Genomic DNA, 26648 nt, shown 5'->3' on the forward strand with positions numbered 1-26648 from the left:
GCATTTTTAAAAGCAGTTAAAGATTGGTCAAAACTATCTATATTTAGGAGGAATCATTAAAGTATATGTACAATAAAGTTGTTTATGACTATTAACACGGAAATGTTAACCGGATTATTGCAAGTATTTCGGTGGAGGGTCTCCATGTGAACCCTCATCAACTTCTTTAAAAAGATCTGTTTGATCTTCGTCAGACTGCTGAGGGTTAATTGCCTGGGGCATCGGTTCCACATCGTGTTCCATTGAAATTACCTTCGTTTTTGGAAGTTTCGTTTCAACTAAATACCGGATGGCTAGAATTTCATTCATCAATTTTGAGATATCTTCTTTTGTAGCAGCTTGCTTAGGTTCTTTTAATATAAGTCCAATTTGTCCATTTGGTTCTAATGTCGCATATTGTACATCACTAATTTTAGATATACTTCGCTGACGTAGCTGCGTTTCTAATATATCAACAGTGAATCTGAGCTTTCGTAAATTTTTCTCATTCAATTGACCATTTTCAATGATCACCTTTGATTTTCCAGTAATAAATTTCTCTACAAAATTTAATTTTAATTCAGCATATTCGATAATTACTAATGTTAATACAAGGACTAACCCTACAAATAATGTGTTCCATACATTTTCTCCGGCCAAAGGTTGTATTAGTAGAGAACCAATTCCAATCATAATCACTACTTGTGCAAGAGTTAGTTGGGAAATTGATTTTCGGCCAGCTATTCGTAAAAGGATAGTTCCGCCTAGTACAATTAAAGCTGCTTTCCATATAAAACCAAAGCTAAAATCCATTCTTATCCTCCTTACGTACAATTTATTTTTAGTCTCTTACATTGTTCAATCTCTATTCACACTCCACAACTTATGAGTACATATTTTCGCCTTTCATTTGTGAACAATTTCCTACAAATGACATAAGTAACTTAATTACGTTGTATTACTGTACTATAATAGGGGTATCAAAGGGTCTAGGAGTGATTAGGATGGAACAAACACTAAAAATTACAAACGTACTAGCCGATCCAACACGTTACTATATTTATCAATACATTATTAAACGAAATGAAGATGTCACAGTTCAGGAAATTGCTGATTCTTTTGATATCCATCCAAATGTTGCGAGATTGCATTTAACAAAGCTGGAAGACGTGAATATGCTTGTTTCTGAAGCAAAGAAAACTGGTAAAGGTGGCAGACCTAGCCGTTTATATAAATTGTCCGATGATCACATTCAAATAAATTTTCCACACCGTGATTATCAATTACTTTCAAAAATAGCGATTGAAACAATGGCCTCATTAGGTGAAGTTGGGAAAAAGGCATTAGAAGAGACAGGAAGAAGATATGGAGAAGAGTTAATTAACCATAACACACCTGTATCAATTCACGAGCTAACCTTTGAACAAAAGTTAGATATTCTAAAAAAAGCTTCAACTGTTGCGGGTTTTTATCCGGATTTAAGCCATAATAAAGATAAAACAAAGATATTTTTAAAAGTGAATAATTGTCCATTCAAGGAAATTGCAAAGGATAATTATGAAGCTGTTTGTGGTATGCATCATGCATTCTTACATGGTATGTTTGATTTATTGTTTGAAGATGTTCAGCTCGAGGAAACAGAAAATATTATTTTAGGCTGCGGTTCTTGCAGTTATAATGCTTTTGTTGCAAAGTAATATTTACATTTGTGCAACCGTTCCATTATAATAAGAAAAGGCATGTTTAACAAATGTCATGAAGGGGGGAAAATATACATATGGAACGCATGTATCGAGTTTTAGGTTTTTGGACTGGTATTTTTTCTGTAATGTTTTTTGTAGGCGATATGAATGTTCTTGCCCTATTATTCTTTGCTCAAACAGGGTTCTTCGTCCTTTTAAGCTACTTGAAATTGTCTGAAAGAATGTATATTTACATTTTCGGCGCATATTTAACTATATTCTTCTGTGCCTTCTCTTATTGGACAACATTTATGATGCCACTTGGTGGAACTGGACATTAAAAAAAGCGATGTTATCATCGCTTTTTTTATTTTATTAAAATACTGTCCCATTCCACCTGATAGTTCTTTTCTTGTATGAATACATGAAACATCGAACTCATACTTCCGTCCATGATGAGTGAACGAATCGCCCGGTTTCTTTTGCTTTTTTCAGAAAAAGGATCAGGATCATAGTTTTGTTCTAGAAAAGACAGAATTCCTGCTGCAAGCAAAAATTCATCCTGTCTCATCTTACGGACCTGTTTGATCCCAAGCTTGTCACCATAAGATACAAGAGAATCGAAGTGAATATGCGTAGTTAAATCCATCTCTCCTGGATGCAGAAGCGGATCGCGTATTAATTGATGTTTATAATAACCGCGTAAACTACCGTCTTTATGAGCAGGTTGCATCCATTCTTGGTTTGTATAACCATAATCAACTGTGAACACAACAGCGCTATTAATAAACCTTGAAAGCTGTTCTAAATATTGAAGCATTGCAAGTGGGACTTCGAATCTCTGTCCATTCACTAAAGCTATTTCATTTTCCGATAGATATCTTAATATTTTTTCATCGGTAAGCTTAGATAACCTCTCGCCTAACTTATTATCGTCTTCGATAGCCACCTTAACTTCAAAAAGTTGATCATCTCTTTTTTCTATTACTCGAACTGGGAATGCATCAAATAATTCGTTGGAAAAAACAATACCATTAAAGGCTGGATATACTCTCGCTGCTTCTTCTATACTTTCATATTGAACAATCTTCTCACCGATTGGTAAAGTTTCGTTTTGCAAGGACTGATGGTAAGGACTTGTTTCAATGATGAGGTATGTAAGTTTTTCATAAGTCTCGTTATAGTTTTCTGACAACTCATCTAAAACTGCCTTCGCAAAACGCCCGTTACCTCCACCAATTTCACAAATATATGGAGAAACTTTTTCTTTGGTAATCAGCATATGAAAAACTCTAGCAAAAAGAATACCGAAAATAGTAGAAATATTACTAGTTGTAATAAAGTCTCCGCTTCTTCCAATCTTTTCTGCTTTTTTCATATAATAACCCTTTTCTGGATGGTACAATACGATACTCATATAGTCTTCAAAGCTAATTTCATTGTCTTTTGAATTCGTAATGATGTCCCGTAAGATGTTTATCATTTTACTCACCTTTACCAGTTAACACTATTGACACAGTGTTAACTTTATTATATTGTAAATTTAGTAGCTTAAAGATTTATCCCTACCATTATATGAAAATAATACATCCCCCAGAAATGCCCGACTCAGCTGAGTTGGGCATTTCTTGTATCTATATCAAATGCGCCTTGGCGTATTTGCGCCCGATTTTTTTCGAGCTTGCTCGAAAAATTTCCATTTAAAAATCGAGGCATCCGCCGGAGGCTTTAACTTTATTCAGCCGGAGTTTGAACCCCGGCTGAATTGTATACTCTTTTTGCATTCATCCCCTACTTATAGAAGTAGGGGACTTCTGCTGAATAAAGTTAAAAACCATTTAAAAACGGATTAGAATCCATTTCTGCTTCAATTGTTGTCTCTGGACCATGACCCGATAACACGATGGTATCTTCTGGAAGTGTTAATAATTTCGAATGAATGCTACTTAATAACTGGTCATGATTTCCACCAGGTAAATCTGTTCTACCTATGCTCCCTGAGAATAGCGCATCACCTGAAAACACAACCCCTAACTCCTTATTGTAAAAGGACACACTTCCAGGTGAGTGACCTGGTGTGTAAAACAAATCAAATGTAAAAGAATCAACAATGAAAGTACCTTCTTTTTGTAAAGTATGTACTTCCTCTCCTTTAACGGAGATTTCATGTCCTGGCATAAAGTAACTCGACCGATTCAGAGCTGGATCAACTAACCAGTCTTTTTCCTTTTCATGAATGTAAATTGGAATACTCCAATTATTCCGTATGTCGTCAATCGCTCCGATATGATCGAAATGAGCATGCGTTAAAAGTATAGCAATTGGTTTTACATTTTGTTGTCTAAGAACAGAGACCAACCATTTGCCATCTCCACCCGGATCAAAAATGACACATTCCTTTTTATCATTCGTAAGGATATAGGCATTCGTTTGTAAAGGTCCTAAAGGTATTCTTTGCCATTTCATATTAAATCCTCCCACTACTTTCATATTCTGCTCTTATTGTACACTATTGTATGAAAACGAAAAAGCGGAGCAAATTTGTCTAAGAAGTGTCACTTTTTACTCCTCGACAAAATCAGTGAAAACGATTAGAATATAGAATGTATATATATGTTATCTTTACATAAGGTAGTAACCTTCTTAAAAGAAGGCTGTAGCTCTTTTTATAGCTTCAGGATGTTGTATATTTTCATACTATGGGGAAAATAGTAATGAAATAGGACAGAAACGTTCTTTATTGAATGTTTTACTTCACAAAAATGAAATTTGAAAATAGACAAGGGGGTAAGTCACATGGGTCTAATGATTATTTTCGCGCTAGTTGTAACTTTATCTGCGTTTGCAATTATTCGTTCATTACGTGAAAAGAACTTGCTTGCTTTAGTTTTTTCAGCAGGAATCTTTTTAGTATTAGGTTGGTTCACATTTATGACAATTTGGAAACATGGTTTCCCAGCTGCTCATTAATTAAGAAAAGCGCAAGCGCCTTTGAAAAAGGACCATCGACTAAAAAGCCGCCACGTCCTGTGGCGAACGTCGATGTCAGCACATCCTGTGCAAGTCCGACAAGCGCTGGAACCCTGACGAGGAGGCTCGAAAAAAAGCAAAGCTTTTTTCCTGCGAAGGATTATCCTCACGAAGCATTCCTTTGTGTTGCCGCCGCAGGAGGGGTGAAGCGACCTCGAGGGGCTAGGCGCTGGAGCTAGACACCGAAAACTCGGTTGAAATTTTTATACTTTCTTATCATTTAAAATTAAGCCATCGGACTATCCGATGGCTTTTTTCATGTATATATGAATCCAATATAATAAGCAGAGCTAGTTTATTATGTCAGCTTCTTATTCACACTGTCTAATTTGTCGTTCATAGATACTTTTTTATCTCTTCGATCATCAATTCGTATATTAGTTGCTACCCTTTCAATTCCTTTTGCAAAAGGTGCCTCATGTATTGCTTGAATAACTTTAAAAAGGGTTGAAAGTTCACCTTCAATAATTGTATTCATTGGCGTTAATTGAAAATTGATAAGACCTTCATCCTTATACTTTTGAAGGATTTTTTGTATTTCTGCTACATATGTGCTCACACTTGGGGTGGGAGTACCAATTGGAATAACTGTTACATCTACAATTGCCATGTTTTTTTACGCTCCTTTAGTAATTCACTAGTTCAATTACTGTTTTCGTCTTGATATCAATCAAGTTCTCCGATTTATAGCCATACAATGCTAAATAACCATCCGGTGAAAAATTTAACGGTGAATCATCAACTTCTTCTAAAACGACTTCCTCTTTACCAGTAGATAAATTATATGCTACCAACTCAAATTTTTCTGAATACGTATCAAAAGCTCCAGTTGAGTATGGCCGGAAGGAATAAAACACTTTCTGCAATGGTGCATAATCTGATGCTGGAATATACCACTTCGAGTAGTCACTTAAAAGAGGAACACTAGCTTCGTAAAGCTTTTTATTCATTTCTGGATGGAAAAAATTAATTTTCCCGTATGCATCTTTTTCATGATCAAGCTCATAAGTAACCAATAATTGGTTATATGTTGCAAACGAAATAATATTTTCGAATAAAAGACCTTCTGTCTTAGTATCAAGGTGATACGAGTGTAAAGGAGCAAAATAATCGAGTTCATTTTGATTCCATTTTAAATAAGAAATTGTATTTGCATCCATCCATTGTACAAAAGGCTGGAACACTTCAAACTTCATTAAATTTTTAGTAGAAACATCAAGTAAATGGGTTTGAAATGACCAATCCTCAAGAAATGTAGTCACAAATACCTGGTCTGTCTGATACGGGTTCCACGAATAAAATAAATCAAAAGACTGAATTTCCCATTCATACAAAATTGAGCCTTCCTTGTCCACAGTAGTTAAAGTAGCTTGATTATTAAAATTTGAAGTATGTATCAAAAACAGCGAATGATCTTCATTTGCTTTCATCGTAAGAATTGGCGAGTCTGTTTTTAGAAACAATTCACGTTCACCGCTGTATAAGTGGTAACGATATAGCTCAGATCCTCCATCAGCATCTACTACATATAATATGCTTTCATTATCATACCATTCTCCAACTGTATTGAAAGCTTCACCACTCATGTCAAGAGTTTGTATCGGCCTGTTTTCTCCTAAGAATTCACTTGGAACAGGACTTTTACTTACATTCTTATCACTACTTTTTGGTACATCACTTATTTCTAACAGTTGATGAGAAGAACAGCCGACTAAAAAGAGTACAATATAAAGAAAAAATATAGGAATTCTCATCAACTAGTATTCACCTCTTCTTATTTCTATGTATTCTAACCTTACTCTGTCAGAAAAAAACTGCCTGACATTAATAATACAGAAAACCTAGGTTACCCTCTGAATTTTAATACCTTAATTTCTACTACGATTATGCATTTAAAAAAGTTTCATTTCAAGTAAAAAAAGTCACAAAAAGTGACTTTAATTTTTAAAGAATCAATTGGCTTTTCACATGTATAATGCAGCTATAAAAATCCCTAAGCATTCATCATATATTTCATCAAACTGTGATAAGGGAAGTGGGTTAACTCCCTCACCTAACTCTAAAGTAAAGCCTGGCCTTCTCCATTCCTGAATATACCAATCCTTATATCCTGCATGACTGTCTACATACTTCACTGCCTTATAACCACTAACACGAGAGAATTCATTAACGATTCCACTTGCTTCAGAAGGTTCAAACCCCTCATATCCCCAGTAAATCTCCTCACCCTGTGTATGAAATGCTAGTACTCGATGAAAATTCTCTGCTCTTGTTAATTTTTCGATTGCAATAACCTCTGGTTCTGTTAATGGTGCATCTCCAGGATAATCTCTTGGAGCAGGAGATTTTGGTTCTTTTCGTTCTTTTTCAATTTCCCATTTTGCCGGGAATTGATTATTCAAATCAATACCCCGTATATTTGCTTTCCAATCCTTAAAATTTAGACTTCCGTTATTGATACTTACTACCTCAGATTTATATGGCTCCCCTTCAGGCGGACCATTTAACACTAAATTAACGCCATCTGGGTTGACCATAGGTACTATTGATAACAATGACTCAAAATAAAGTGGTTCCACGGAAAAGCCTCTTATTGGTGCCTGATTTGTTAATGCAAGTAAATATTCATTTAACAAGGTCATTAATACATTTGTTGTGATCCACTCATTTGCATGAAATGAGCCATTCATATGTACCTTCTTTATTCCCCTACCTACCTGTATTTCAATTATATTTTTCCCAAGAACGCTGTTTCCAATTGTACGCGTACGTAAAAAAGGATAAATCGTTTGTAGCTTCTCAATGTCAGTTGTTAAGTCGGCATAATCATATTCTCGTTTAGCATTAACAATTGGTTTTATCACTCTCTCAGGAGTATATATTTCCTCACCAACTTGTAGATTCTCAGCTTTAATCTCCGGGTTCACAAGAAACAGTACGTCGGGTAAAAACGACCTTGCTTTAGCCAACTTCCATAAGGTATCATCAGGGGCTATAGTGTACCTAGAGAGTAAAAAACCTGGTATATTTACTGCGCTTCCAATTAGCAGCTGATTACTGTTGATTGTTGGATTAGAATCAAGAATGAATTGAAGTGGGATCCCGAAGAGCTGGCTATAATACCAAAGTGTATCTCCTTGCCTTACTGAAACCTCCATTTGTATCCTCCTTCTGATAAAACATATGACTATTTATTAAAGTCAACTCTCCTACTACTCTATGAGATGACTTAGTAAATCATTCAAGAATAAGTTCTGTAAAAACTATTTCAGAAATCTCCTAACTGGTTTAGGCTTTTTCCTTCTACAGTTCACTTTAAGGATTAGTTTTTGATTGATACAAAAGGACCTTAATTCTCAAGGGAATTAAGGTCCTAATTTTCAGTTCAAAATATCTTATTCATCAAACACAGCATTTGGCTGCTCTTTATAAGAGGTGCCATTATAGAAACGTAATAGGTCACCGTATATGATTTCATCTGAATAATCTAATTCAAGCTGTGCCTTCTCCATATATGGTTCGCAGATACTTACATCCGTTTCTAAGCCAGTGTTTTTATCATAACAAACATTTTTTGTATAAACTGCATCTTTTGTGATAAAACTTCCGTCACGGAAAACTGTTAATTCAAGTTTTTCTGGTGAGAATATATCACTACCAAAATGCACGTCATTACTTATGTCAATACCTAGGAGGCTTAAGATGGTTGGCTTCAAGTCAATTTGTCCTGAAACAGTAGAAACCACTTGTGGATTTTTATCTGTTACTCCTGGAATATGAATGATTAACGGCACCTTTTGTAACTGAACAGTATCAAATGGAGTAATTTCCTCTTTATTTAAAAATTTCGCCATTGCTTTATTATGATTCTCGGAGATTCCATAATGGTCTCCATACAAGATAAAAATAGTATTCTCGTACATGCCTTCCGCTTTCAGTTGTTCTATAAATAGTTTAATTGACTCGTCCATATAGCGGACTGTTGGAAAATATCTATTTAATGTACGACTATTCGAGTCATATTCATTGACCATCTTATCCACTTCTTCAAGTTCAAACGGGAAATGGTTTGTTAATGTAATAAATTTTGAATAAAATGGTTGTGGCTGCGATTTTAAAAGATCAACAGATTGTTCAAAAAAGTCTTTATCCTTTAATCCCCAACCAATTGAATTCTCCTCTGTTACCTGATAGCTCTCGACATCAAAGAATTTGTCATACCCTAAAGAATCATACATAATATCACGGTTCCAGAAGGTTTTATTGTTCGCATGAAATACCGAAGAGAAGTATCCATGTTCTTTTACTATTTCTGGAGTAGCTGTCAGCTCATTGTTTGCATGTGTAAAGAATACAGCACCACGACCTAAAGGATATAACGAGTTGTCTAACAGAAATTCTGAATCAGATGTTTTACCTTGGCCCGTTTGGTGGTAAAAATTATCAAAGTAGTAACTTTCTTTTATAAAATCATTTAAGAATGGAGTGATTTCTTCTCCATCAATCGTTTCGTTAATAACAAAGTTCTGTAATGACTCCATTGAAATCAGTACAACATTTTTCCCCTCAGCGATACCAAATTTTTCACTAGGATCTTTTTGATTTGCCTTTAAATAGTTCTCAATATCAATAAATGAACTACTATCCGCAAGTGCTCTCTGTGCAGAAGATTTGGATTGCAGGACAATATCATATATCTGGTAATTGTATGTTCCGATATTCTTTACTAACATTTCACGGTCAAACGTTCTTGTTAATAATTGCGGACGTTGTGCTTCTGCTAAGCCTAGATTAAAGAAAAATATAGCTGCAACTAATAAAAAGTAAGCTCTTCTTTCCTTTTTTGTTATCTGGGAAGTTGCAGTAATACTTGGCTTATATTTATAAACAAACAGTAATATAAGCAAGTCTATAAGCATAAGTGGATCTGTCCATTTCAGATTTCCTGTAATACTTGTTCCTAAGTCCCCCATGTTGCTTGTTTGAAATAAAACTGGAAGTGTTAAGAAGTCATTAAAAAAACGATAAAACACAACATTTGCATATAGTACAAGCGAAGAAATGAAACTAGCAATTAGTATGAACATATTTCTACGTTTCTCTTTAATAAACATAGAAACACCAAAAAATAATAATAGAAAACTAATTGGATTTATAAGCAAGATAAATTCTTGCATTACATTCTCTATCTTTATATCAAAGCTAGTTTTATATACGATGTAGGTTTTTATCCATAATAAAAAAGTTGCCAAGAACAAGAACTTCGATTTTGCTAAAGATGACTTAATCATCTTACTTACCTCCTTGTTTATCAAGACCAGCGGAGTTAATAAATTCCATATTTTGGTTTATTTTAGGAAACACTAAACAATATCTTAATACTTTTTTTACACAAAATCAATCGGCACTAAAACCTAATTTTGTAGAATAGTACATTATGTATTTCCTAATATATACATATAAGACGTTTAAATGACTAGAAAGTTTCATAGAAATCCAAAGTAAAATTTTTATGAATTTTCTAATAAGTAACAAAAAAAGAGAGAAATCAAATTAATTCTCTCTTTTACACTACTTTTGTAGGATAAAAAACACTACTATTTCCTTATGAAATATAGGTTTCTTTATATTTAATTCTCATAAATTATATTTCACTAACTTCTTCGTTACTATAAAAACATTTCATTTACATCTTATTTCGCTAACTTGGTTTTAGCTAAATAGGCAGCTCCTATTACTCCTGCATCATTTCCTAATGTTGCTATTGTAAGCTCAACGGCCTCTGCAACCCTTGGAAATGCAAATCGATCGAATTGCTGTTTTAAAGGCTTAAGTAGCTGGTCACCTGCTTTTGAAACACCGCCACCAATTACAATCTTCTCAGGATTTAATCCGTTAGCTATATGACTCATCGATAATCCAAGATAAAACGCTACAGAATCAATTACTTCTTGTGCAATTGGATCTCCTTCAGCCGCTGCTTCAAAAATACTCTTTGACGAAAGTTCTCCTGTAGATTCAAACTCATCCCGGAGCTGACTCGCTCCATAATGACCTTGAATAGCTTCGGTTGCCAGTCTAACAATACCTGTAGCAGAAGCAATTGTTTCAATACAACCTGTCTTACCACAACCACATCGTGCTCCACCTTCAGGAACTGCTGTAATATGTCCTATTTCACCACCAGCCCCATTTGTTCCACGGATAACCTCACCATTAGAGATAATCCCACCGCCAACTCCAGTACCTAGCGTAACGCAAATAATATCCTTTGAACCGTCCCCTGCACCCTTCCACATTTCTCCGATTGCAGCGACATTTGCATCATTATCAATAACTGCTTTAAGACCTATCTTTTCCTCGAGTTCTGCTTGAAGTGGGTAGTTCTCCCAGCCTAGATTTGTTGTTTTATATACAATTCCTTCTTCAAAATTAGTTGGTCCGGGTGCACCCATTCCAACTCCCAAAAACTGACCCTTAGTCAAGCTCATCTCTGTCATCTTATTATTTAGTGCTGTAGCAATATCAGAAATGATAGATCTGCCTGTTTTATCAGTTGGAATCTCCCATTTTTCAATAATATCACCTTCCTGGGTGATAAAGGCTAGCTTAACGGTTGTTCCACCTAAATCAATACCAATAAGTAATTGTTCATAACTGCTCATATGTATTCCTCGATTCTTCACATGATTAATGTCCAGCATTTTTTTTATTTTTCTCACGTTCTCTAACAATTTCTTGGCGTAAAAGAAAAATAGCCATTTGATAATCCTTTGTATCCATAAGCTGTGAATTATATAGTTCTTTTATTTCTGCTTCCATTAATTCTAGGTCAGCCACCCGATCACCAATGTATATGATTGTTCCAAATTTCTTTAAATACTGCCTTATGTCGTAAATCGTTTCCATTTTGTTCTCCTCTGTTGGTCACTTCCACTTAGTGTTACACATATTTAGATTAGTAAAAAAAAGCCGAACGTGCAAGTACTACTCAAAATTGTCATAAAGTAGCATAATAAAATCCCTCTCAATAATAGGAAAAGGGAGCGTCCAGCATGTGAACACTCCCTTTTAATTTAGTTTTATTTATCTGGGTCCCTAGGATGTAATACTGCTGGTCTTTTTCTTTTTAAAGGAATCGGAGCACGGAATAATACATCCTTAAAGGCACGATATGAAAATGGAACAAAAGGCCATAAATATGGTACATTAAATGACTTCATTCTAGCTAAGAATAGGATCCACATGGTTATTGACCCAACAAACCCTATAACTCCAAATATACTTGTTGCAGCTAATATGAACAACCTTGCCAATCGGTTAGCAAGACTCATTTCATAACTTGGAGTCGAGAATGTACCAATTGCTGCAATAGCTAAGTATAATATTACTTCATTGGTGAATAATCCAACCTCTACCGCAACTTGGCCAATCAACATAGCGGCAACAAGTCCCAACGCAGTTGCTAGGGAAGTTGGGGTATGAATGGCTGCCATCCGTAATAAATCAATGCCTATCTCAATGAGGAAGAACTGCAAAATAAGTGGTAGCCTTCCATTATCATTTGGACCGATAAATTTTAATTCTTCTGGTAATAATTCTGGGTGAACTGCAAACAAGTACCATAATGGTAATAGAAATAGTGATGCCCACACACCTATATACCGGACAAGTCGTAAATATAATCCTGCTGAAGGACTATTTCGATATTCTTCTGCATGCTGCATATGGTGCCAAAATGTTGTTGGTGTAATCAGTACGCTTGGTGACCCATCTACCATAATAATAATATGTCCTTCGTATAAGTGAACGGCTGCCGTATCAGGTCTTTCAGTATATCTTACAACTGGATAGGGATTCCAGTGGCGTCCTGATATATACTCCTCAATAGTCTTTTCTCCCATTGGTAGTCCGTCTGTATCAATTTTACTAATTGCCTTTTTAACATCTTCAACGTGTTTCTTATCTGCAATATCCTCGATGTAACAGACTACTATATCAGTCTTAGAACGTCTGCCAACCTGTTGGTATTCCATTCGTAGGGATTTATCTCGAACTCTTCTTCTTGTTAAAGCCGTATTAAATACAATGGTTTCTACATACCCATCTCTGGATCCCCTAACAACCCTTTCAATATCAGGTTCTTCCGGTCCACGTACGGGATAGGTTCTGGCATCAATTAGTATGACTTTATCAATTCCGTCAATTACTAATGCAGTCGGGCCGGCTAGAACTGTATCAACAACCTTGTCCAGGTCATCCGTAGTTTCAACTTCAACATAAGGTATATATGTTTTTAATAGCTTTTCAAGAGTATCTACCTTTAAGGTGCTTTCATCTTGCTTAGCAAGAAATTTCATTAATAAGTGCAAGATATCATCTTTAACAAGACCATCGATTAGGAACATGGCCATGTTTCTTCCAACATACTCTAAATCAATTTTTATAACGTCAAAACTTTTATCTACTCCAAGTGCATCCTTTAAATAACTAGCATTTTCATCTAAGTTTGACGTGACAGGATGCTTTGGCTTTTCTGTTTCATTTCCCATTTGAATCACTCCAATCCTATGCAAAACAGAACTAGTGCACATGTTTTGGCTTTATGTAAACAGGCTACTAATTCATCTTTGACTAAAAATTGGAAAAACATACTTATAAAGGGAATTGATTCCTAATTGTTTTTATATAGGCTTTTTCCTTCAACCTATTGGTGCATTAACACCAATAATACTTAATAAAGCTACCGTTATATACTCACAAAAAAGACACCCGCAAAGGTGCCTATTCATTCGGTTCAATTATTGTCTCAATTTCACTTATAAGTTCCTTATAACTTTCATTATCGGGATTTTCTTCAACTGCACGTTCTGCTGATTGCTTCGCTGAATGGTAATCCTTAAGTTGCATGTATACAAGGGCAAGATTGTAATGCGCCTCAGAGATAGTTGGTTCTTCCTCTGTTACGATCAGTAAATGGTCCTTAGCATCTTCAAATTTCCCAAGCTTTATTTCCGCAAAAGACATATAAAAATAAAGTTGTGGGGAAGTAGTGCCTTTTTCTTCAGCTTGAGTGAGCAACTTATATGCCTCCTCAAACTCATTTGCCTCTAGATGCTTTTGGGCAGTACTCACTACAAAATGTGGACTGTCAGATTGTGGTTGTATAACATATCCTACATATAATAACCCAGCTAAGACGAGTACAGCTGCTGCAAGACCTGCAATTCTTTGACCGAGTTTCTTATGCTTGGGAAGATGCATAATACTCGATGCTAAGAATCCGCCTACTAGTCCCCCTATGTGACCAGCATTGTCTATTCCGGGTATGAGAAAACCAAAAACTAGGTTAATTACGATTACTCCAATAACATTTGTTCCCATAGTTCTAAAGAATAGCGAAGGATATGCTATACCAAAAAACAATAATGCACCAAAACAGCCAAATATAGCACCAGATGCACCAGCTGAAACGGAGGAACTAAAAACAAAGCTTGCTAGGCTTCCAGTAAATCCAGCAAATAAATAGATAAAAAGAAAACGCCCTTTTCCATATAATTTTTCAACCTCTGTCCCTAAATAATAGAGCGCAAGGGTATTCATGAGTAAATGAAAAATACCAATATGTAAAACAATTGGGGTAAAAAAACGCCACCATTCTCCATTTAATATAAGAAAGTTTTCCTTTGCACCGTACTTTATTAATGTGTTTGTATTGGTACTCCCACCATTTAATTCAAGTATACCGAACATAATAAGCTGTAGTGCTACCAGAAAATAAGTGAAAAATGGCTTTCCGTTTTGAAAGAGATTTTTTTCTTGTGATATACGTTTATTTGCAACTGATATTACGTCATGTCTAACCTTTTCCAGCATCTCTTGATCAATATAAAGAGATTCATCATTATATGTAAGCGGAAGATTGACCTGCTTTGAGACTACCCCTAACCCTTCCAATACATCTTCGGACTTGATTAAAATTGTATGTAATAAAGTTTGTCCTTTACCTCCTGCTTGTAGAGGAGCTTCGATTCTAAATTGCCAATCATCCACCGGCGGATATGTCGTTATATAGATGTTTAATGCATCTAGTTTTCGAAGATACAGCTTTTTTCGGAGTTGTTCAAGTCTTTGTGTTGTAATCTCCATGTCACGCTGCATCCAATTACTCCAGTCAAGGTCATGACGTAACATCCGAATAATTCTGGGTTTGTCTTTATCCGTAGATTCCAACCAAACTTCCTGGTTCGATTTTGATAATTGCAAGATACGGTAGCCTCCATTTTGGAGTCCCTGTATAACCTTCCAAAATAAATAATCTTGTCTGAACACCCTATCCCCCCTTTACCTTAAAATAATTACTTTTATTATAAACGTATTTCCACCATTGTTACCAATAATTCCACATAGTACAGGAAAAAAACCTGTTGACTGGATCAACAGGTTTACGAATTACCGGAAGGCTTGATGAATCAATTTGTTTCTTATAAACGGGATACTCATTGAAGTACTTATGAAAAATCTGCGGATTACAGGATTCCCAAATACTTTATTAAAGATTCGGTACCGATACCTATAAACAGCATAGATTCCTCCAAAAATTAACGCAATTCGGCTTAGCATACGAAACATATTCAATCCCTCCTATTTATACTGTTTGACTTTCTTCAGTATTTTATCCTAGAAATAAATTGAGGAAAAAAGTTCCTAAGATAGCCGCTAAGAGGATCGATGCAAAGTTTATTACATCATTGTTACAAAAAGGAACTCCCTTAAGATAGTTCGTTTCTTTGTTACAATGAAAAGTTTTTTCAGTTTCTATACCACATACAGAACATTTAAATACAACTTGTATGGATGCACCAAGTATTGTATCAATCAAATTCCCCAAAAAGCCTACTAGTGTTAAAACAATAAACACCATGATGGATACCTCTGGCCATATAAAATATGAAGAACATGTGATTACTAAGGAACCAGCGAAGCCGGCAAAAGTTCCCAAAGCTGAAACTGCACCAGAAGTACCCGGCTCTACCCTCTTTAGTTTGGGTAGTAGAAGAATTGGTTGCTTTCTACTTAACGTTCCAATCTCGGAAGCCCAAGTATCTGCATTTGCAGCAGCAATTGCACTAATAAAAAAGAAAATCCAAATTTCTGAATCTGTTAAAACAAATAAGAGACTTGCAAGGGCAGCAACACCACCGTTTGCAAATACTTGTATAATATCTCTTTGTTCTCCCTTTTCAACCTTATTTTGTAGGCTTTGTTTTTTCGCTCGTTTATATTTACTCCATAAACTCGAGCTAGCAAAAAATAGACCTAGCAAAAATAAACCTTTATAACCGAATCCAATGGATACAACTGAACCTATTATTATCGTTGCAATTGCACCACTTCTTGTTAAAGATGCAAGCTTATAACCTGCGAAGGCAACAAAGATTGTAGCCATGAGTTGTATAAGTAAATCAATCATCACATGTAATCACCTGTGAGGGTGTAACAAGTTTTTGGACGGGTACATCGAATTCTTCTATTGGTAAAGATTCAACAATTTGCATAGGGAAAGCCAAAGAAATTGTTTGACCATTGTAAGAAGATAAGTATCTATCATAATAGCCACCACCATGACCAAGGCGATATCCTCTTTTAGTAAAATATAGACCTGGGACAATAACTAGGTCAATTTGACTTTGGTCAACTGAAGTCGTCTGCTCTTCAATAGGCTCCTTCAGACCAAAGTACACAACTTCTAGTTGCTCAAAAGATTTAATTTCTCGAAAGGTCATATCTTTGGTTTTAGGATGACATTTTGGAACAACTACTCTCTTATTGTTCTCCCATGCGTGTTTAATTAAGCCCTCAGTATTTACCTCATAATCCCCTGAAATAGTAACACCAATTGTTTGAGCATTCTGCCATTCGGGTAAATGAATGACGTGTTTTGTAATAGTTTCAGACCAACTAGCAAAGGTGTCAGAATGAATGGAAAGTAAGGTTTGTTTCATTTCTTTACGAAGTTCCTGTTTCGTTTTCAATGTCTTCCCCCCTATATGTTAAGATATCATAAAAATAATCTGTTTTATGTATAAAAAAACAGCAGGAAATTGCTTTCCTACTGTTACTTTGTTTCGCGGTGTAAAGTTACTCTCTTAAGTCTTGGGCTATATTTTTTAACTTCAAGACGATCTGGGTTGTTACGCTTATTTTTAGTTGTAATATAATTACGATCACCAGTTTCAGTACAAGCTAAAGTGATTTTAACACGCATGTTCATTTCCCTCCAAACATATAAAGCTTTAATCAGACTTTCCTATCATACCATCTTACTGTCGAAAATTCCAGTCCTATTTTTATATATCAAAAATAAAGATTGAAACAGACTTTCATTACATAACTTCTAAGTCAATAAGTTTATTTAACCATTAGCGTCCTCTTTTAGCAACAAGCCATTTTTAACCATTTTTCGCGCTGACTACTTTACTAAAGAATGGTTTTCCTTGCTTATTTCATAACTTTCCTATTTGTCGACTTGTACATTCTACGATAATATAATGTATGGAATGGAGTGAAATAATGGAATACGCAATTATTGGATTATTATCAGTCGCAATCATCCTTCTTCTTATATCTTTCACTGGGAAAGACCGAGTAAAAAAGCTTGAAGAACAATTTGATCAGCTTTCACTTTCAGTCATTCAGGAAACATATTTAATTAAAAAGAAGGTAAAAATTCTTGAAGAAGAGTTGTTAACAAATGATATCGATTTCGAATTGGACTTACCAACAACCAGTAAAACCAACTCATCTGTAGATGCTTCAATTTTATCCCTTTATGAAGCAGGGCTGAGTTATGAGCAAATTGCTCGTAAGGTAAATATGCCAACAGAAGAAGTCCGCCTAATATTAGAACATGCTAGAAAAATGGGGCTTTCATAATGGACAAGTTACTATTGCGAGGCATTGCAGTTGGAATCATACTTTCAACCATTATCTATGGATACTTTTATTATTTTGAAAAGGGAGAACCAGTTATTTCTGAAACACAAGTAAACGATTATTTAGAGGAAAAAGGATATGTATCACTATCAAAAGAGAAGTATAGTGAATTACTTCAAGAAGAAACTGATATTAATGAAAACCAAAAAGTTAATGAGCCATTATCTGAACCTATAAAAAAAGAAATTACATACAGTTTGTCAATTGAACCAGGTATGAATAGTAATCAAATTGCCGAAGTATTGGAGAATGAAGAAATTATCCAAAATTCTTCCGATTTAAATACCTATCTGATTGAAAATGGGCTTAATACCAAAATACAAATCGGCACATACGAACTTTCCAATTTGATGGATGTATCTGAAATTGTAAAGATTATATGTGGAGGAAACTAAAAAAGCGATTTGGATACTGATGCTTTTTTCTTATACACTTCTTAAAGTACAAAAAACTCAAGCGAGTGCTTGAGTTTTTTTAAGCATTTAAATCAATTTTCTTACCTTTAACCATATAAATAATATGTTCTGCCATGTTTGTTGTATGATCTGCAACCCTTTCGATGTGACGGCAAATAAAAGAAAGTTGCGTAATTTGTGAAAGCGACTCTGGATGACTAATCATCAATTGTAAAAGTTCTTTAATCAACTTCCCATATAATTGATCGACTGCATCATCTGCTTCTGCTGTACGAATTGCTAATTCAACATCTTCCTCATGATAGGCCTTTATAACATCTTTTAACATATCTAATGCCATATCTGCCATCTTAGGAATTTCGACAATCGGTTTTATTAATGGTCCGTCTCCAATATGAAGGATCGACTTAGCAATATTTACAGCCAAATCACCAATTCTTTCTACATCATTTGAAATTTTAAGGGCAGCAATAATTTTTCGCAAGTCTGAAGCAACTGGTTGTTGTTGAGCAATTAGGTGTATCACAATATTATTGATTTGCTCTTCAAGTTCGTTTATTTTAACATCGTCTTTAATAATCTGTTGGGCAAGTTCAATATCCTGTTGCACTAAGGATTGCACCGACTTTTCTACCGCTGCCTTTGATTGCTCAACCATTTCTACTAATAATTCCTTTAATCGAACTAAGTCTTTATCTAGAGTCGTACGAATTGACATACCAAACACCTCTCATAATAGGATTGAGTGCAAAATTTGGGATTTATAGTTTATTATCCAAAGCGACCTGTAATATAGTCTTCTGTACGTTTATCAGAAGGATTTGAAAACATTTTGTCTGTTTTTGCGTATTCAATAACTTCCCCATTTAAGAAAAAGGCAGTTCGGTCAGATATACGAGCAGCTTGCTGCATATTATGAGTTACAATAATAATGCTGAAATCCTTTTTAAGTTCTTGAATGAGTTCTTCAATTTTTAACGTTGAAATTGGATCAAGTGCAGATGTTGGCTCATCCATTAAAATAACATCTGGCTCAATCGCTAAACAGCGTGCAATACAAATCCTTTGCTGCTGTCCACCTGAAAGTCCGTATGCATTTTCATGTAATCGATCCTTTACCTCATCCCAAATAGCAGCACCGCGAAGACTTTTTTCTACAATTTCATCAAGAATCTTCTTGTTTCGAATCCCATGAATTCTAGGACCATACGCAATATTGTCATAGATTGTTTTTGGGAACGGATTTGGCTTTTGAAACACCATACCTACTTGAGTCCGTAATTTTTCTTCTTTATAGGACTTATCAAAAATATTTTTACCTCTATATAAGATTTCACCTGAGATACGAACAATTGGAACTAATTCAACCATTCGATTTAATGTTTTGATATAGGTTGACTTTCCACATCCAGATGGACCAATAATAGCTGTAATTTCATTTTCATAAATTGAAAAGTTAATATTTTTTAAGGCATGGTCTTCTCCATACCAAAGATTCAAATCCTTTGTTTCATAAACAACCTTTTTGTCTATAGTAGGTAATTTACTAAATTTTTTATTTTCAGCGAGAACCGTCATTTTTATATTCCTCCATATTATCAAATGCGCCTTGACGTATTTGCGCCCGATTTTTTTCAAGCTTGCCTGAAACATAATCGTTGCATCCGCCAAGGGCTTTAACTTTTTTCAGTCCGAGTTTGAACCCGACTGAATTGTATTCTCTTTGCATTCATCCTCCCACTTATAGATGTAGGGAAATTCTGCTGAATAAAGTTAAAATCTTCTTTGGAATTTATTTCGAATGACTATTGCAATTGAATTCATTAAGAATAATACAACCAATAAAATTACAATGGTGGCTGCTGCAAGGTTTGCATACTCTGCTACAAGTGCAGCATCGATTGTCCAGTAATAAATCTGCATCGGTAAAACAGTAAACTTATCAAATATTCCATCTGGTAAAGGAATTAATAATGCTGGAATTCCTATTACAACGAGTGGAGCTGTTTCACCTATTGCCCGGGAAAGTGCCAAAATCACACCCGTCAAGATTCCTGGTAACGATGCCGGGAGAACAACATTTTTGATTGTCTGCCATTTAGTTGCACCCATACCGTATGAAGCTACTCGTAAGTACCCAGGTACAGCCCTAATGGCTTCTTGACTTGCGACTACTACAATCGGAAGTACTAATAGTGACATTGTAAGTCCACCAGCTAGTACAATATTTCCAAGGTCAAATCCTCTAACAAACACCGTAAGTCCTAAAATTCCAAATACAATCGAAGGTACTCCAGCAAGATTTGAAATATTTGTTTGAATAAAACGTTGCAATCTACCCTTTTTTGCGTATTCCTCTAAATAGATAGCTGTCCCAACACCTAAAAATAATGTTATAGGAGCCACTACAACCATTAACCATAACGTTCCTAAGACTGCACCCATTATTCCGGCGTTTTCAGCAACAGTTGATAGTTTACTAGTTATAAATTGAAAATCTATCCATCCAATACTTTGGGAGATTACTCGGTAAAAAAGAACAGATAACACAACAAGCCCAAATAAAGTTGAGACCAAAAAGATACTCTTTGCAATATTATTGGTAAACAAACGAGTGTTTAATTTTTTTTGCACTTGTACAACATCAACGTATTTCATTTTAATATTCCTCCTTAAACTTGCGAGAAATATATTGAGCAAATAGATTCATTAGTAAAGTGAAAATAAACAGAGTCATAGCTACAGCATATAAACTATAATACAAAGTTGATCCAGCAGGTGCATCTCCACCCGTAACTTCGACAATATAAGCTGTCATTGTTTGCATAGATTGGGTAATATCAAAAGTAAAGTTCTTAGAGCTTCCACTTGCAATGGCAACAATCATTGTCTCGCCAATTGCACGGGATATTCCAAGTACAAATGAAGCGATAATACCAGACATAGCAGCAGGAATAACAACTTTCCATGTAACCTCTAATCTAGTAGATCCAAGCCCTAATGCACCTTCTCTTATAGAATTTGGTACCGAGCTCATCGCGTCCTCTGATAAGGAGGCAACCATAGGGATAATCATTATTCCCATTACTATTCCTGGACTGAGGATATTGGTTGGTTCAAGACCAGGAATAATAGATCTCAATAGTGGTGTAACGAATGTTAATGCAAAGAAACCATATACTATCGTTGGAATCCCAGCTAATATTTCCAGAATGGGTTTTAATACCTTCCTAACCCTCTCAGAAGCATACTCACTTAAATAAATAGCTGACATTAAACCAACAGGTATTGCAACAAGCATTGCAATCGTTGAAGAGATTATTGTTCCGGTTAAAAGGGGTAGTACCCCAAATTCAGCATTATCACCGAGGGGTTTTAATACAGTACCTGTAAAAAAGTCTAGAAAAGGTACTCGCTTAAAAAACTCAAATGTTTCAAATAGCAATGTGAAAACTATTCCTATTGTAGTTAAAATGGAGATAATTGCAATCACAAGCAAGCTTTTCGGAATCACTTTTTCAATGAATGTATTTATGTTTTTTGCACTTTTGTTTTGTGCAATCATCTCTCTGACATTCACAGTTTTAGGTCCTTCCTTCATGATAGACTCCCTTCAATCCTTCTAATTTTTCGGCCAAATATTTTAATGTGGAAGAAGATGAGGGGATACCCTTCTCTCATCTTCTTCTTTTATCTACTACTTATTTTAATCCTTCTAGCTCTTCTACTACTTTTTGTAACTCATCATCTGGTAATGGAGCAAATCCAGTTTCTGCAGCAACTTCAGCAGCGTTTTTCATTGTATAGATTGCATAATCTAATACTTGTTGCTTTTCTTTTGCCATGTTTACATTTAGGTAAGTAAATACTGGTCTTGTAAATGGTGCGTAGTCTCCATCTTCACTAATTGTATCTAGATTCGGTTCAACAGGACCCTTACCAAAATCGATTTTTATTATTTTTACTTTATCCGTGTTATTTACTGCATACCCGTAACCAAAGAATGCAATTCCGTTTTTATCCTTTGAAACTAGATCAACTAATGTTGAATACTCTTGTTGAAGATTTGCATTAGCTACAAGGTCTTGTTCTTCTAAAATATTTTCCCAGAAGAATTCATAAGTACCATGATTTTCGTTTGGCCCATATGTTTTGATTGGTTCATTTGGGAAATCAGCACGAACATCAGACCACTTTTTCTTACCAGCACTTGCTAAGAAAATATCAATTACTTCCTGTTGGGTTAATTCCTCTGCCCAATTATTATCTGGGTGTACAACGAATGTTAAACCATCAAGTGCTACCTTAAGTTCTTTTACTTCAATTCCTAACTCTTCAGCTGTAGCAGCTTCTTCATCCTTAATTTGGCGAGATGCGTCATTAAAGTCTGTTCCGCCTTCTTCAACTAAGAACTTTTTGAAGCCTGCACTTGTTCCAGCACGGCTAACTTCAACTGATACGTTTTCTTGTTCATTTAACATATAATTTTCTGCCATTTTAGACATGAAAGGATAAACAGTTCCGGATCCATCGATTACAACACTACCTTCTAATTCTGCACTTGCATTACCATTTCCAGTTTGAGTATCGTTTTCCTCAGTGTTACTTCCACTGCTACCACATGCAGCGAGTGCAAGCATCGAGATTACCATTGTTACTAATCCAAAGAACTTCAAGCGTTTCATTTCTTAATTCCCCCTAAGGTTTTAAAGTGTTTTGCTTTTGTCCTACGAGTTTAGAATAATCTCACTCTATTAATCTCGTATGAATTGATTGTAAAGGTTTTGTAAATATGCAAAAAATGATGAATATGCACAGAAATTGTTGATTGATTCCAATGCATTTTTTTAAACAAAAAAACAGCCTAACGATTACTCGTTAAGCTGTTTTTTATTTTTTATTCAGTTTCTGGTTCTTCTTCCGTTTCGTCTGGAGCAGTTTCTCCCTGTGCTTCTTCTGTTGTTTCTGATTGCTCTGTTGAGGTATTCCGATCAGTTGCCTTAAGTTCAAAATACTTATCTAAGATACGAGATCCTACCTTAAGGTTCATACCATGATTGTTTTTTGAATAAGAGAAAGGAACTACTACAGAAAATGCGACCTCAGGATTATCATATGGTGCATAACCTACAAGTGTACTTGTTACTGAATCACCTTTTTGTTTAGTTTCAGCGTTATAATAACGAGTTTCAGCAGATCCTGTTTTTCCTGCTGGTTTATATGGCTTATTACCGAAATAACTCTTTGCAGTTCCTCTTGCGCCATGCATAACTCGCACAAATCCTTCTTGAACCCGTTCAATATATTTCATATCCATATCTATACGATTTAAGACAGTAGGTTCAAAAGGTTTTTGAATTGGACCAAGTTCATTATCTTCTAACGTAGGTTGATGAATTTGTTTAACAATCTTTGGTTGCATACGGTATCCATCGTTTGCAATGGTTGATACATATTGTGTTAACTGTAATGGAGTATAAGTATCATACTGTCCAATTGCTAAGTCCATTAAGAAACCAGTTGTAGTATCCTTTCCGACAAATCCGACCGCTTCACCAGGTAAATCAATCCCTGTTTTTACCCCTAATCCAAATTGGCTAAAATAGTTGCGAATAATCGGAAATGCCCCTTCATCAATTGGAAGTGAACGATTCGGGATATACGTCCCGCCTGCAATCCTAATAAAGGTTTTGAACATATAAACGTTCGAGGAACGTTCAAGTGCAGTTAAATCATTAATTAGGCCCATGTTCTGCCAAGATGCTTTTATAGGAGTACCTTTAATATCCATAGGAGCATCGTAGTGAGTACTACCTATATCGATCGCACCGGTCTCGTAACCCGTGAGCATTGTTGCTCCTTTTATTACTGAACCCATTTCATATGACGAATTCATAGCACCTAGAGCATAGTCTTGGAAAACAACATTTCCATTCTCATCTTTTGTATAGACCTTGCCGGCCATACTTAAAAGTTCACCTGTCTTAGGATTCATCATTACAACGAATGCACGATCAAGAAACGGAGTACCTGGTGATTGTTTGGCAGCTATTAATTCTTCTTCCAAGATTTGTTCTACTGCTTTTTGTAGATCCATATCAATTGTTAGGACAAGATCGCTGCCTCGCTGCCCTTCAGAAATAACAATCGTTTCTTGTACTGAGTTACCTTTAATCACATTCTCAACTTTTGCTTTTTGGCCGTGTAATACTGACTCGTATTGATATTCAAGATAACTTAAACCGACACGGTCATTACGGTTATAACCTCGAGCTAGATAATAATCAAGCATTTCACTCGGTAAACCATCATCTGTATCAGAAATTCGACCAAGAATTGATTTTAATGTTGCATCAAATTTATAATCACGAATCCAATCGGTCGTTGTATTAACACCTGGAAGGTTCTCAAGATTTTCAGATACAACTGCATATTCCTCGGCTGAGACACCTTCATTTTTTACAATTTGAGGTACAAGTGCGTAGCCCTTCGTCATTTCACGATATATCGCAGCGACCTCAAGTTCCGGTTCCGTAATCTTTTTTAGATCATCCTCTGTGATACGCTCAATCTGAAGCTTATAAATATCACCACTTGATAATTCCTTCTCTTCAATTTCAGACTTTGGAACCAACTCTTCGGCTTCATCAGGATGTTTCAACATCCAGAAATCTTTTAGGTCACGCTCTGTTACTTTATCTGATTCCATTTCGATTAGTGTTGCCAGCTTTTCAGCAACCTCTAATACATCTTCATTCTTCGTACCCTTGGCACGTGTGTAAGTAATAGCATTCATGGCAAGGTTATCAACTATTACCCTTCCATAGGAATCATAAATTTTCCCGCGAGGTACAGGAAGATTTACAATTTCATTTTCGGTTTTGTCTACTTCTTTTTGAAATTTCTCTCCATGTACAATTTGTACAACACCTAATCTCAAAACTAGTGCTGAAAAAAGAAGAAAAACAACAAAAAACAACATATTCAACCGAAACGGCACATGTGATTTTTTCTTTTTGATCATTTATATCATCAACCTTTTATAGAGTAATTATTACACTGGACATCTTTCTCAAGTGCGTTAAAAAGAGCACCTAGTCAGGCCAGGTGCCCTTATTCTTATTGTAAAAGAAAATACACTTGATTGCTATTAAAAAACACGATTTCCGCAAATTGGTGGAAATCGATATCTTTCTTCTACTTTAATCCTAAAAATTAAACAACTTAGAGTAAATTACTACGCTATTAATTATGCAGTAGATCCACCTTCACCCTCAATCAGTTTACGATTTGCAGCTGATTTAGATTGTACGGGACCTTTTGCATCTGGCATATTGATATTCCGAATAAAGAAATAAATGATTAAATGTCCGCCCCCTACTATTGCAAGCAAAATAGGAATACTTTGTTTATCGTCAAAAAATGTAACTGCAGCTAAAAATAATAGGATTGAAACAAACCTTCCTGCATTTAAGAATATTTCTCGAATAACTATGTATTCAATTCTCATTTCCTTTACTTTCCAGGCCTTACCGATTACATCATAGGTTAAGGAATTATAAGGTACCAAAATAATTGGATAGGCTATCGCTATCAAAATTCCGTAAATAATTAACCTTGCATACGTAACTTCAAATAGAATCGCGAAAATAGAGAGGTATAATAAAAGACCACCTAAAAGAATCGCTTTCTTTCGCATTTTCTTTTTAATTAGTCTAGTGGCCAAGAAGTAAAATAAAAATGATACCCCTGAATTAATAAGACCAAACTTTCCTAATGCTAGTTCACTTCCTGTTGCAACAAACACTAAGACTGAAATTACAAATACAAACGTTCCCTCACGGATTCCTTGGAAAAAGTGCGCATGAAGTATATACTTCCAATTCGAATTATTCTTTCTTTCCGCTAAAATTCTTTTAAATAAGAACTTTCCTTCAGCCTTTCTTCCTTTAATAAAGAAGCTTAAAATGACTGCCCCCGTAAAGAGTCCTAACGAAATACCGAATATGACCGTATATCCAGTAAAGCTTTCCATAGTAGAAATAATGACACCTGCAGCGATAGGTCCAATCATTCCAGCAAATGAACCAAGGAGACCTAAAAAGCCATTAAAAAAATCACGGGTCTCAGGCTCTGTGATTTCAAACGTTAATACATTAAAAGCTAACCAATAAAAGCCATAACCAATACCTAGTAAACCACCTAAGACAAATAAAAATTGTGATGCCCTTTCACCAAAGACTAAAACTGTTATATAGAATATGGCTAAAAATGATACTCCTAACCGCAAAACAATCACGCGATCTATCTTCTTAGCCCATCTTCCAGCTAAAATAAATGTAAGTGGTTGTAGCACTACAACTGATAAATTATAAAACCCTAAATCCCTAAAGTCACCAGATTGCTTCCATAAAAAAACATTTACAAACGTATTTGATAGTGCAGTACTAAGTGCATAAAGGCCACCAATTACTAATAACAATACTAAGTCTTTATGAATAGGTACATCTCCTAGTACCTTTTTAAAACGAAACATTAGCTGACT

General features: G+C 35.3%; 28 protein-coding genes. 5 read left to right on the top strand and 23 right to left on the bottom strand.

Annotation, left to right across the window (positions count from 1 at the left end):
- Positions 1-114: 114 nt before the first annotated feature.
- Positions 115-792 (bottom strand): DUF421 domain-containing protein, encoded by a 678-nt coding sequence (locus tag AB3M96_RS02430; protein WP_412965976.1) that lies wholly within the window; start codon positions 790-792, stop codon positions 115-117.
- Between the two features lie 191 nt (positions 793-983).
- On the opposite strand from AB3M96_RS02430, the gene AB3M96_RS02435 reads away from it, so the two are divergent.
- Complete coding sequence (locus tag AB3M96_RS02435) at positions 984-1676, top strand: helix-turn-helix transcriptional regulator (RefSeq protein ID WP_412965977.1); 693 nt, start codon at positions 984-986, stop codon at positions 1674-1676.
- A gap of 80 nt (positions 1677-1756) precedes the next feature.
- Entirely contained in the window at positions 1757-2002 is a 246-nt protein-coding gene (locus tag AB3M96_RS02440) for a DUF2626 domain-containing protein (RefSeq protein ID WP_412965978.1), read from the top strand.
- A gap of 26 nt (positions 2003-2028) precedes the next feature.
- Here AB3M96_RS02440 and AB3M96_RS02445 read toward each other — a convergent pair whose 3' ends face one another.
- Both AB3M96_RS02445 and AB3M96_RS02450 read right to left on the bottom strand, forming a co-directional pair.
- Positions 2029-3144: a class I SAM-dependent methyltransferase gene (locus tag AB3M96_RS02445; protein WP_412965979.1), complete on the bottom strand. Its 1116-nt coding sequence runs from the start codon at positions 3142-3144 to the stop codon at positions 2029-2031.
- Positions 3145-3488: 344 nt separating this feature from the next.
- Positions 3489-4127, bottom strand: a complete 639-nt coding sequence (locus AB3M96_RS02450; RefSeq protein ID WP_412965980.1) for an MBL fold metallo-hydrolase — start codon at positions 4125-4127, stop codon at positions 3489-3491.
- 330 nt (positions 4128-4457) lie between these two features.
- On the opposite strand from AB3M96_RS02450, the gene AB3M96_RS02455 reads away from it, so the two are divergent.
- Positions 4458-4631 carry a DUF2759 domain-containing protein gene (locus tag AB3M96_RS02455; protein WP_412965981.1) on the top strand — a complete coding sequence of 58 codons (174 nt, stop codon included), beginning with the start codon at positions 4458-4460 and terminating at the stop codon, positions 4629-4631.
- Between the two features lie 358 nt (positions 4632-4989).
- Here the strand turns inward: AB3M96_RS02455 and AB3M96_RS02460 are convergent, their stop codons facing one another.
- The 12 genes from AB3M96_RS02460 to rpmG form a co-directional block, all read right to left on the bottom strand.
- Positions 4990-5301: an MTH1187 family thiamine-binding protein gene (locus AB3M96_RS02460; RefSeq protein ID WP_412965982.1), complete on the bottom strand. Its 312-nt coding sequence runs from the start codon at positions 5299-5301 to the stop codon at positions 4990-4992.
- A 16-nt stretch (positions 5302-5317) separates the two neighbouring features.
- Positions 5318-6445, bottom strand: coding sequence for a YqgU-like beta propeller domain-containing protein (locus AB3M96_RS02465; RefSeq protein WP_412965983.1), 1128 nt, complete (start codon positions 6443-6445; stop codon positions 5318-5320).
- Positions 6446-6655: 210 nt separating this feature from the next.
- Positions 6656-7849: a M14 family metallopeptidase gene (locus AB3M96_RS02470; protein ID WP_412965984.1), complete on the bottom strand. Its 1194-nt coding sequence runs from the start codon at positions 7847-7849 to the stop codon at positions 6656-6658.
- Positions 7850-8086: 237 nt separating this feature from the next.
- Entirely contained in the window at positions 8087-9982 is a 1896-nt protein-coding gene (locus tag AB3M96_RS02475; RefSeq protein ID WP_412965985.1) for an LTA synthase family protein, read from the bottom strand.
- 402 nt (positions 9983-10384) lie between these two features.
- On the bottom strand, positions 10385-11356 hold the full coding sequence (locus AB3M96_RS02480) for an ROK family glucokinase (RefSeq protein WP_412966192.1): 972 nt from the start codon (positions 11354-11356) through the stop codon (positions 10385-10387).
- 25 nt (positions 11357-11381) lie between these two features.
- Positions 11382-11600, bottom strand: coding sequence for a YqgQ family protein (locus AB3M96_RS02485; RefSeq protein WP_412965986.1), 219 nt, complete (start codon positions 11598-11600; stop codon positions 11382-11384).
- Positions 11601-11773: 173 nt separating this feature from the next.
- Complete coding sequence (locus AB3M96_RS02490; protein ID WP_412965987.1) at positions 11774-13243, bottom strand: spore germination protein; 1470 nt, start codon at positions 13241-13243, stop codon at positions 11774-11776.
- Between the two features lie 232 nt (positions 13244-13475).
- Positions 13476-15023: a rhomboid family intramembrane serine protease gene (locus AB3M96_RS02495; protein WP_412965988.1), complete on the bottom strand. Its 1548-nt coding sequence runs from the start codon at positions 15021-15023 to the stop codon at positions 13476-13478.
- Positions 15024-15143: 120 nt separating this feature from the next.
- Positions 15144-15323, bottom strand: a complete 180-nt coding sequence (locus AB3M96_RS02500; protein ID WP_412965989.1) for a hypothetical protein — start codon at positions 15321-15323, stop codon at positions 15144-15146.
- Between the two features lie 43 nt (positions 15324-15366).
- Positions 15367-16164 (bottom strand): DUF92 domain-containing protein, encoded by a 798-nt coding sequence (locus AB3M96_RS02505; RefSeq protein ID WP_412965990.1) that lies wholly within the window; start codon positions 16162-16164, stop codon positions 15367-15369.
- Positions 16157-16726 (bottom strand): 5-formyltetrahydrofolate cyclo-ligase, encoded by a 570-nt coding sequence (locus AB3M96_RS02510; RefSeq protein WP_412965991.1) that lies wholly within the window; start codon positions 16724-16726, stop codon positions 16157-16159. The genes AB3M96_RS02505 and AB3M96_RS02510 overlap by 8 nt, the downstream gene beginning before the upstream one ends.
- A gap of 83 nt (positions 16727-16809) precedes the next feature.
- Complete coding sequence (rpmG, locus tag AB3M96_RS02515; RefSeq protein ID WP_412965992.1) at positions 16810-16959, bottom strand: 50S ribosomal protein L33; 150 nt, start codon at positions 16957-16959, stop codon at positions 16810-16812.
- A 305-nt stretch (positions 16960-17264) separates the two neighbouring features.
- Here rpmG and AB3M96_RS02520 point away from each other — a divergent pair, with 305 nt between their 5' ends.
- Both AB3M96_RS02520 and AB3M96_RS02525 read left to right on the top strand, forming a co-directional pair.
- Positions 17265-17627, top strand: a complete 363-nt coding sequence (locus tag AB3M96_RS02520; RefSeq protein ID WP_412965993.1) for a hypothetical protein — start codon at positions 17265-17267, stop codon at positions 17625-17627.
- Positions 17627-18082 carry a hypothetical protein gene (locus AB3M96_RS02525; RefSeq protein ID WP_412965994.1) on the top strand — a complete coding sequence of 152 codons (456 nt, stop codon included), beginning with the start codon at positions 17627-17629 and terminating at the stop codon, positions 18080-18082. Before AB3M96_RS02520 ends, AB3M96_RS02525 begins: the two co-directional genes overlap by 1 nt.
- A gap of 79 nt (positions 18083-18161) precedes the next feature.
- Here the strand turns inward: AB3M96_RS02525 and phoU are convergent, their stop codons facing one another.
- The 8 genes from phoU to AB3M96_RS02565 form a co-directional block, all read right to left on the bottom strand.
- The gene (gene phoU, locus AB3M96_RS02530) at positions 18162-18821 is read right to left on the bottom strand and encodes a phosphate signaling complex protein PhoU (RefSeq protein WP_412965995.1); all 660 of its coding nucleotides are present in this window, start codon (positions 18819-18821) and stop codon (positions 18162-18164) included.
- A gap of 53 nt (positions 18822-18874) precedes the next feature.
- Positions 18875-19681: a phosphate ABC transporter ATP-binding protein PstB gene (gene pstB, locus AB3M96_RS02535; protein WP_412965996.1), complete on the bottom strand. Its 807-nt coding sequence runs from the start codon at positions 19679-19681 to the stop codon at positions 18875-18877.
- On the bottom strand, positions 19665-19832 hold the full coding sequence (locus AB3M96_RS02540; protein ID WP_412965997.1) for a hypothetical protein: 168 nt from the start codon (positions 19830-19832) through the stop codon (positions 19665-19667). The genes pstB and AB3M96_RS02540 overlap by 17 nt, the downstream gene beginning before the upstream one ends.
- A gap of 44 nt (positions 19833-19876) precedes the next feature.
- Positions 19877-20761, bottom strand: coding sequence for a phosphate ABC transporter permease PstA (pstA, locus tag AB3M96_RS02545; RefSeq protein WP_412965998.1), 885 nt, complete (start codon positions 20759-20761; stop codon positions 19877-19879).
- A 1-nt stretch (position 20762) separates the two neighbouring features.
- Positions 20763-21704, bottom strand: coding sequence for a phosphate ABC transporter permease subunit PstC (pstC, locus tag AB3M96_RS02550; RefSeq protein WP_412965999.1), 942 nt, complete (start codon positions 21702-21704; stop codon positions 20763-20765).
- 100 nt (positions 21705-21804) lie between these two features.
- The gene (locus AB3M96_RS02555) at positions 21805-22788 is read right to left on the bottom strand and encodes a PstS family phosphate ABC transporter substrate-binding protein (RefSeq protein WP_412966000.1); all 984 of its coding nucleotides are present in this window, start codon (positions 22786-22788) and stop codon (positions 21805-21807) included.
- A 212-nt stretch (positions 22789-23000) separates the two neighbouring features.
- Entirely contained in the window at positions 23001-25127 is a 2127-nt protein-coding gene (locus AB3M96_RS02560) for a peptidoglycan D,D-transpeptidase FtsI family protein (RefSeq protein ID WP_412966001.1), read from the bottom strand.
- Between the two features lie 225 nt (positions 25128-25352).
- Entirely contained in the window at positions 25353-26639 is a 1287-nt protein-coding gene (locus AB3M96_RS02565) for an MFS transporter (RefSeq protein WP_412966002.1), read from the bottom strand.
- Positions 26640-26648 lie beyond the last annotated feature (9 nt).

It is taken from the genome of Ferdinandcohnia jepli (assembly GCF_047246645.1).
GTDB lineage: Bacteria > Bacillota > Bacilli > Bacillales > Bacillaceae_L > Ferdinandcohnia.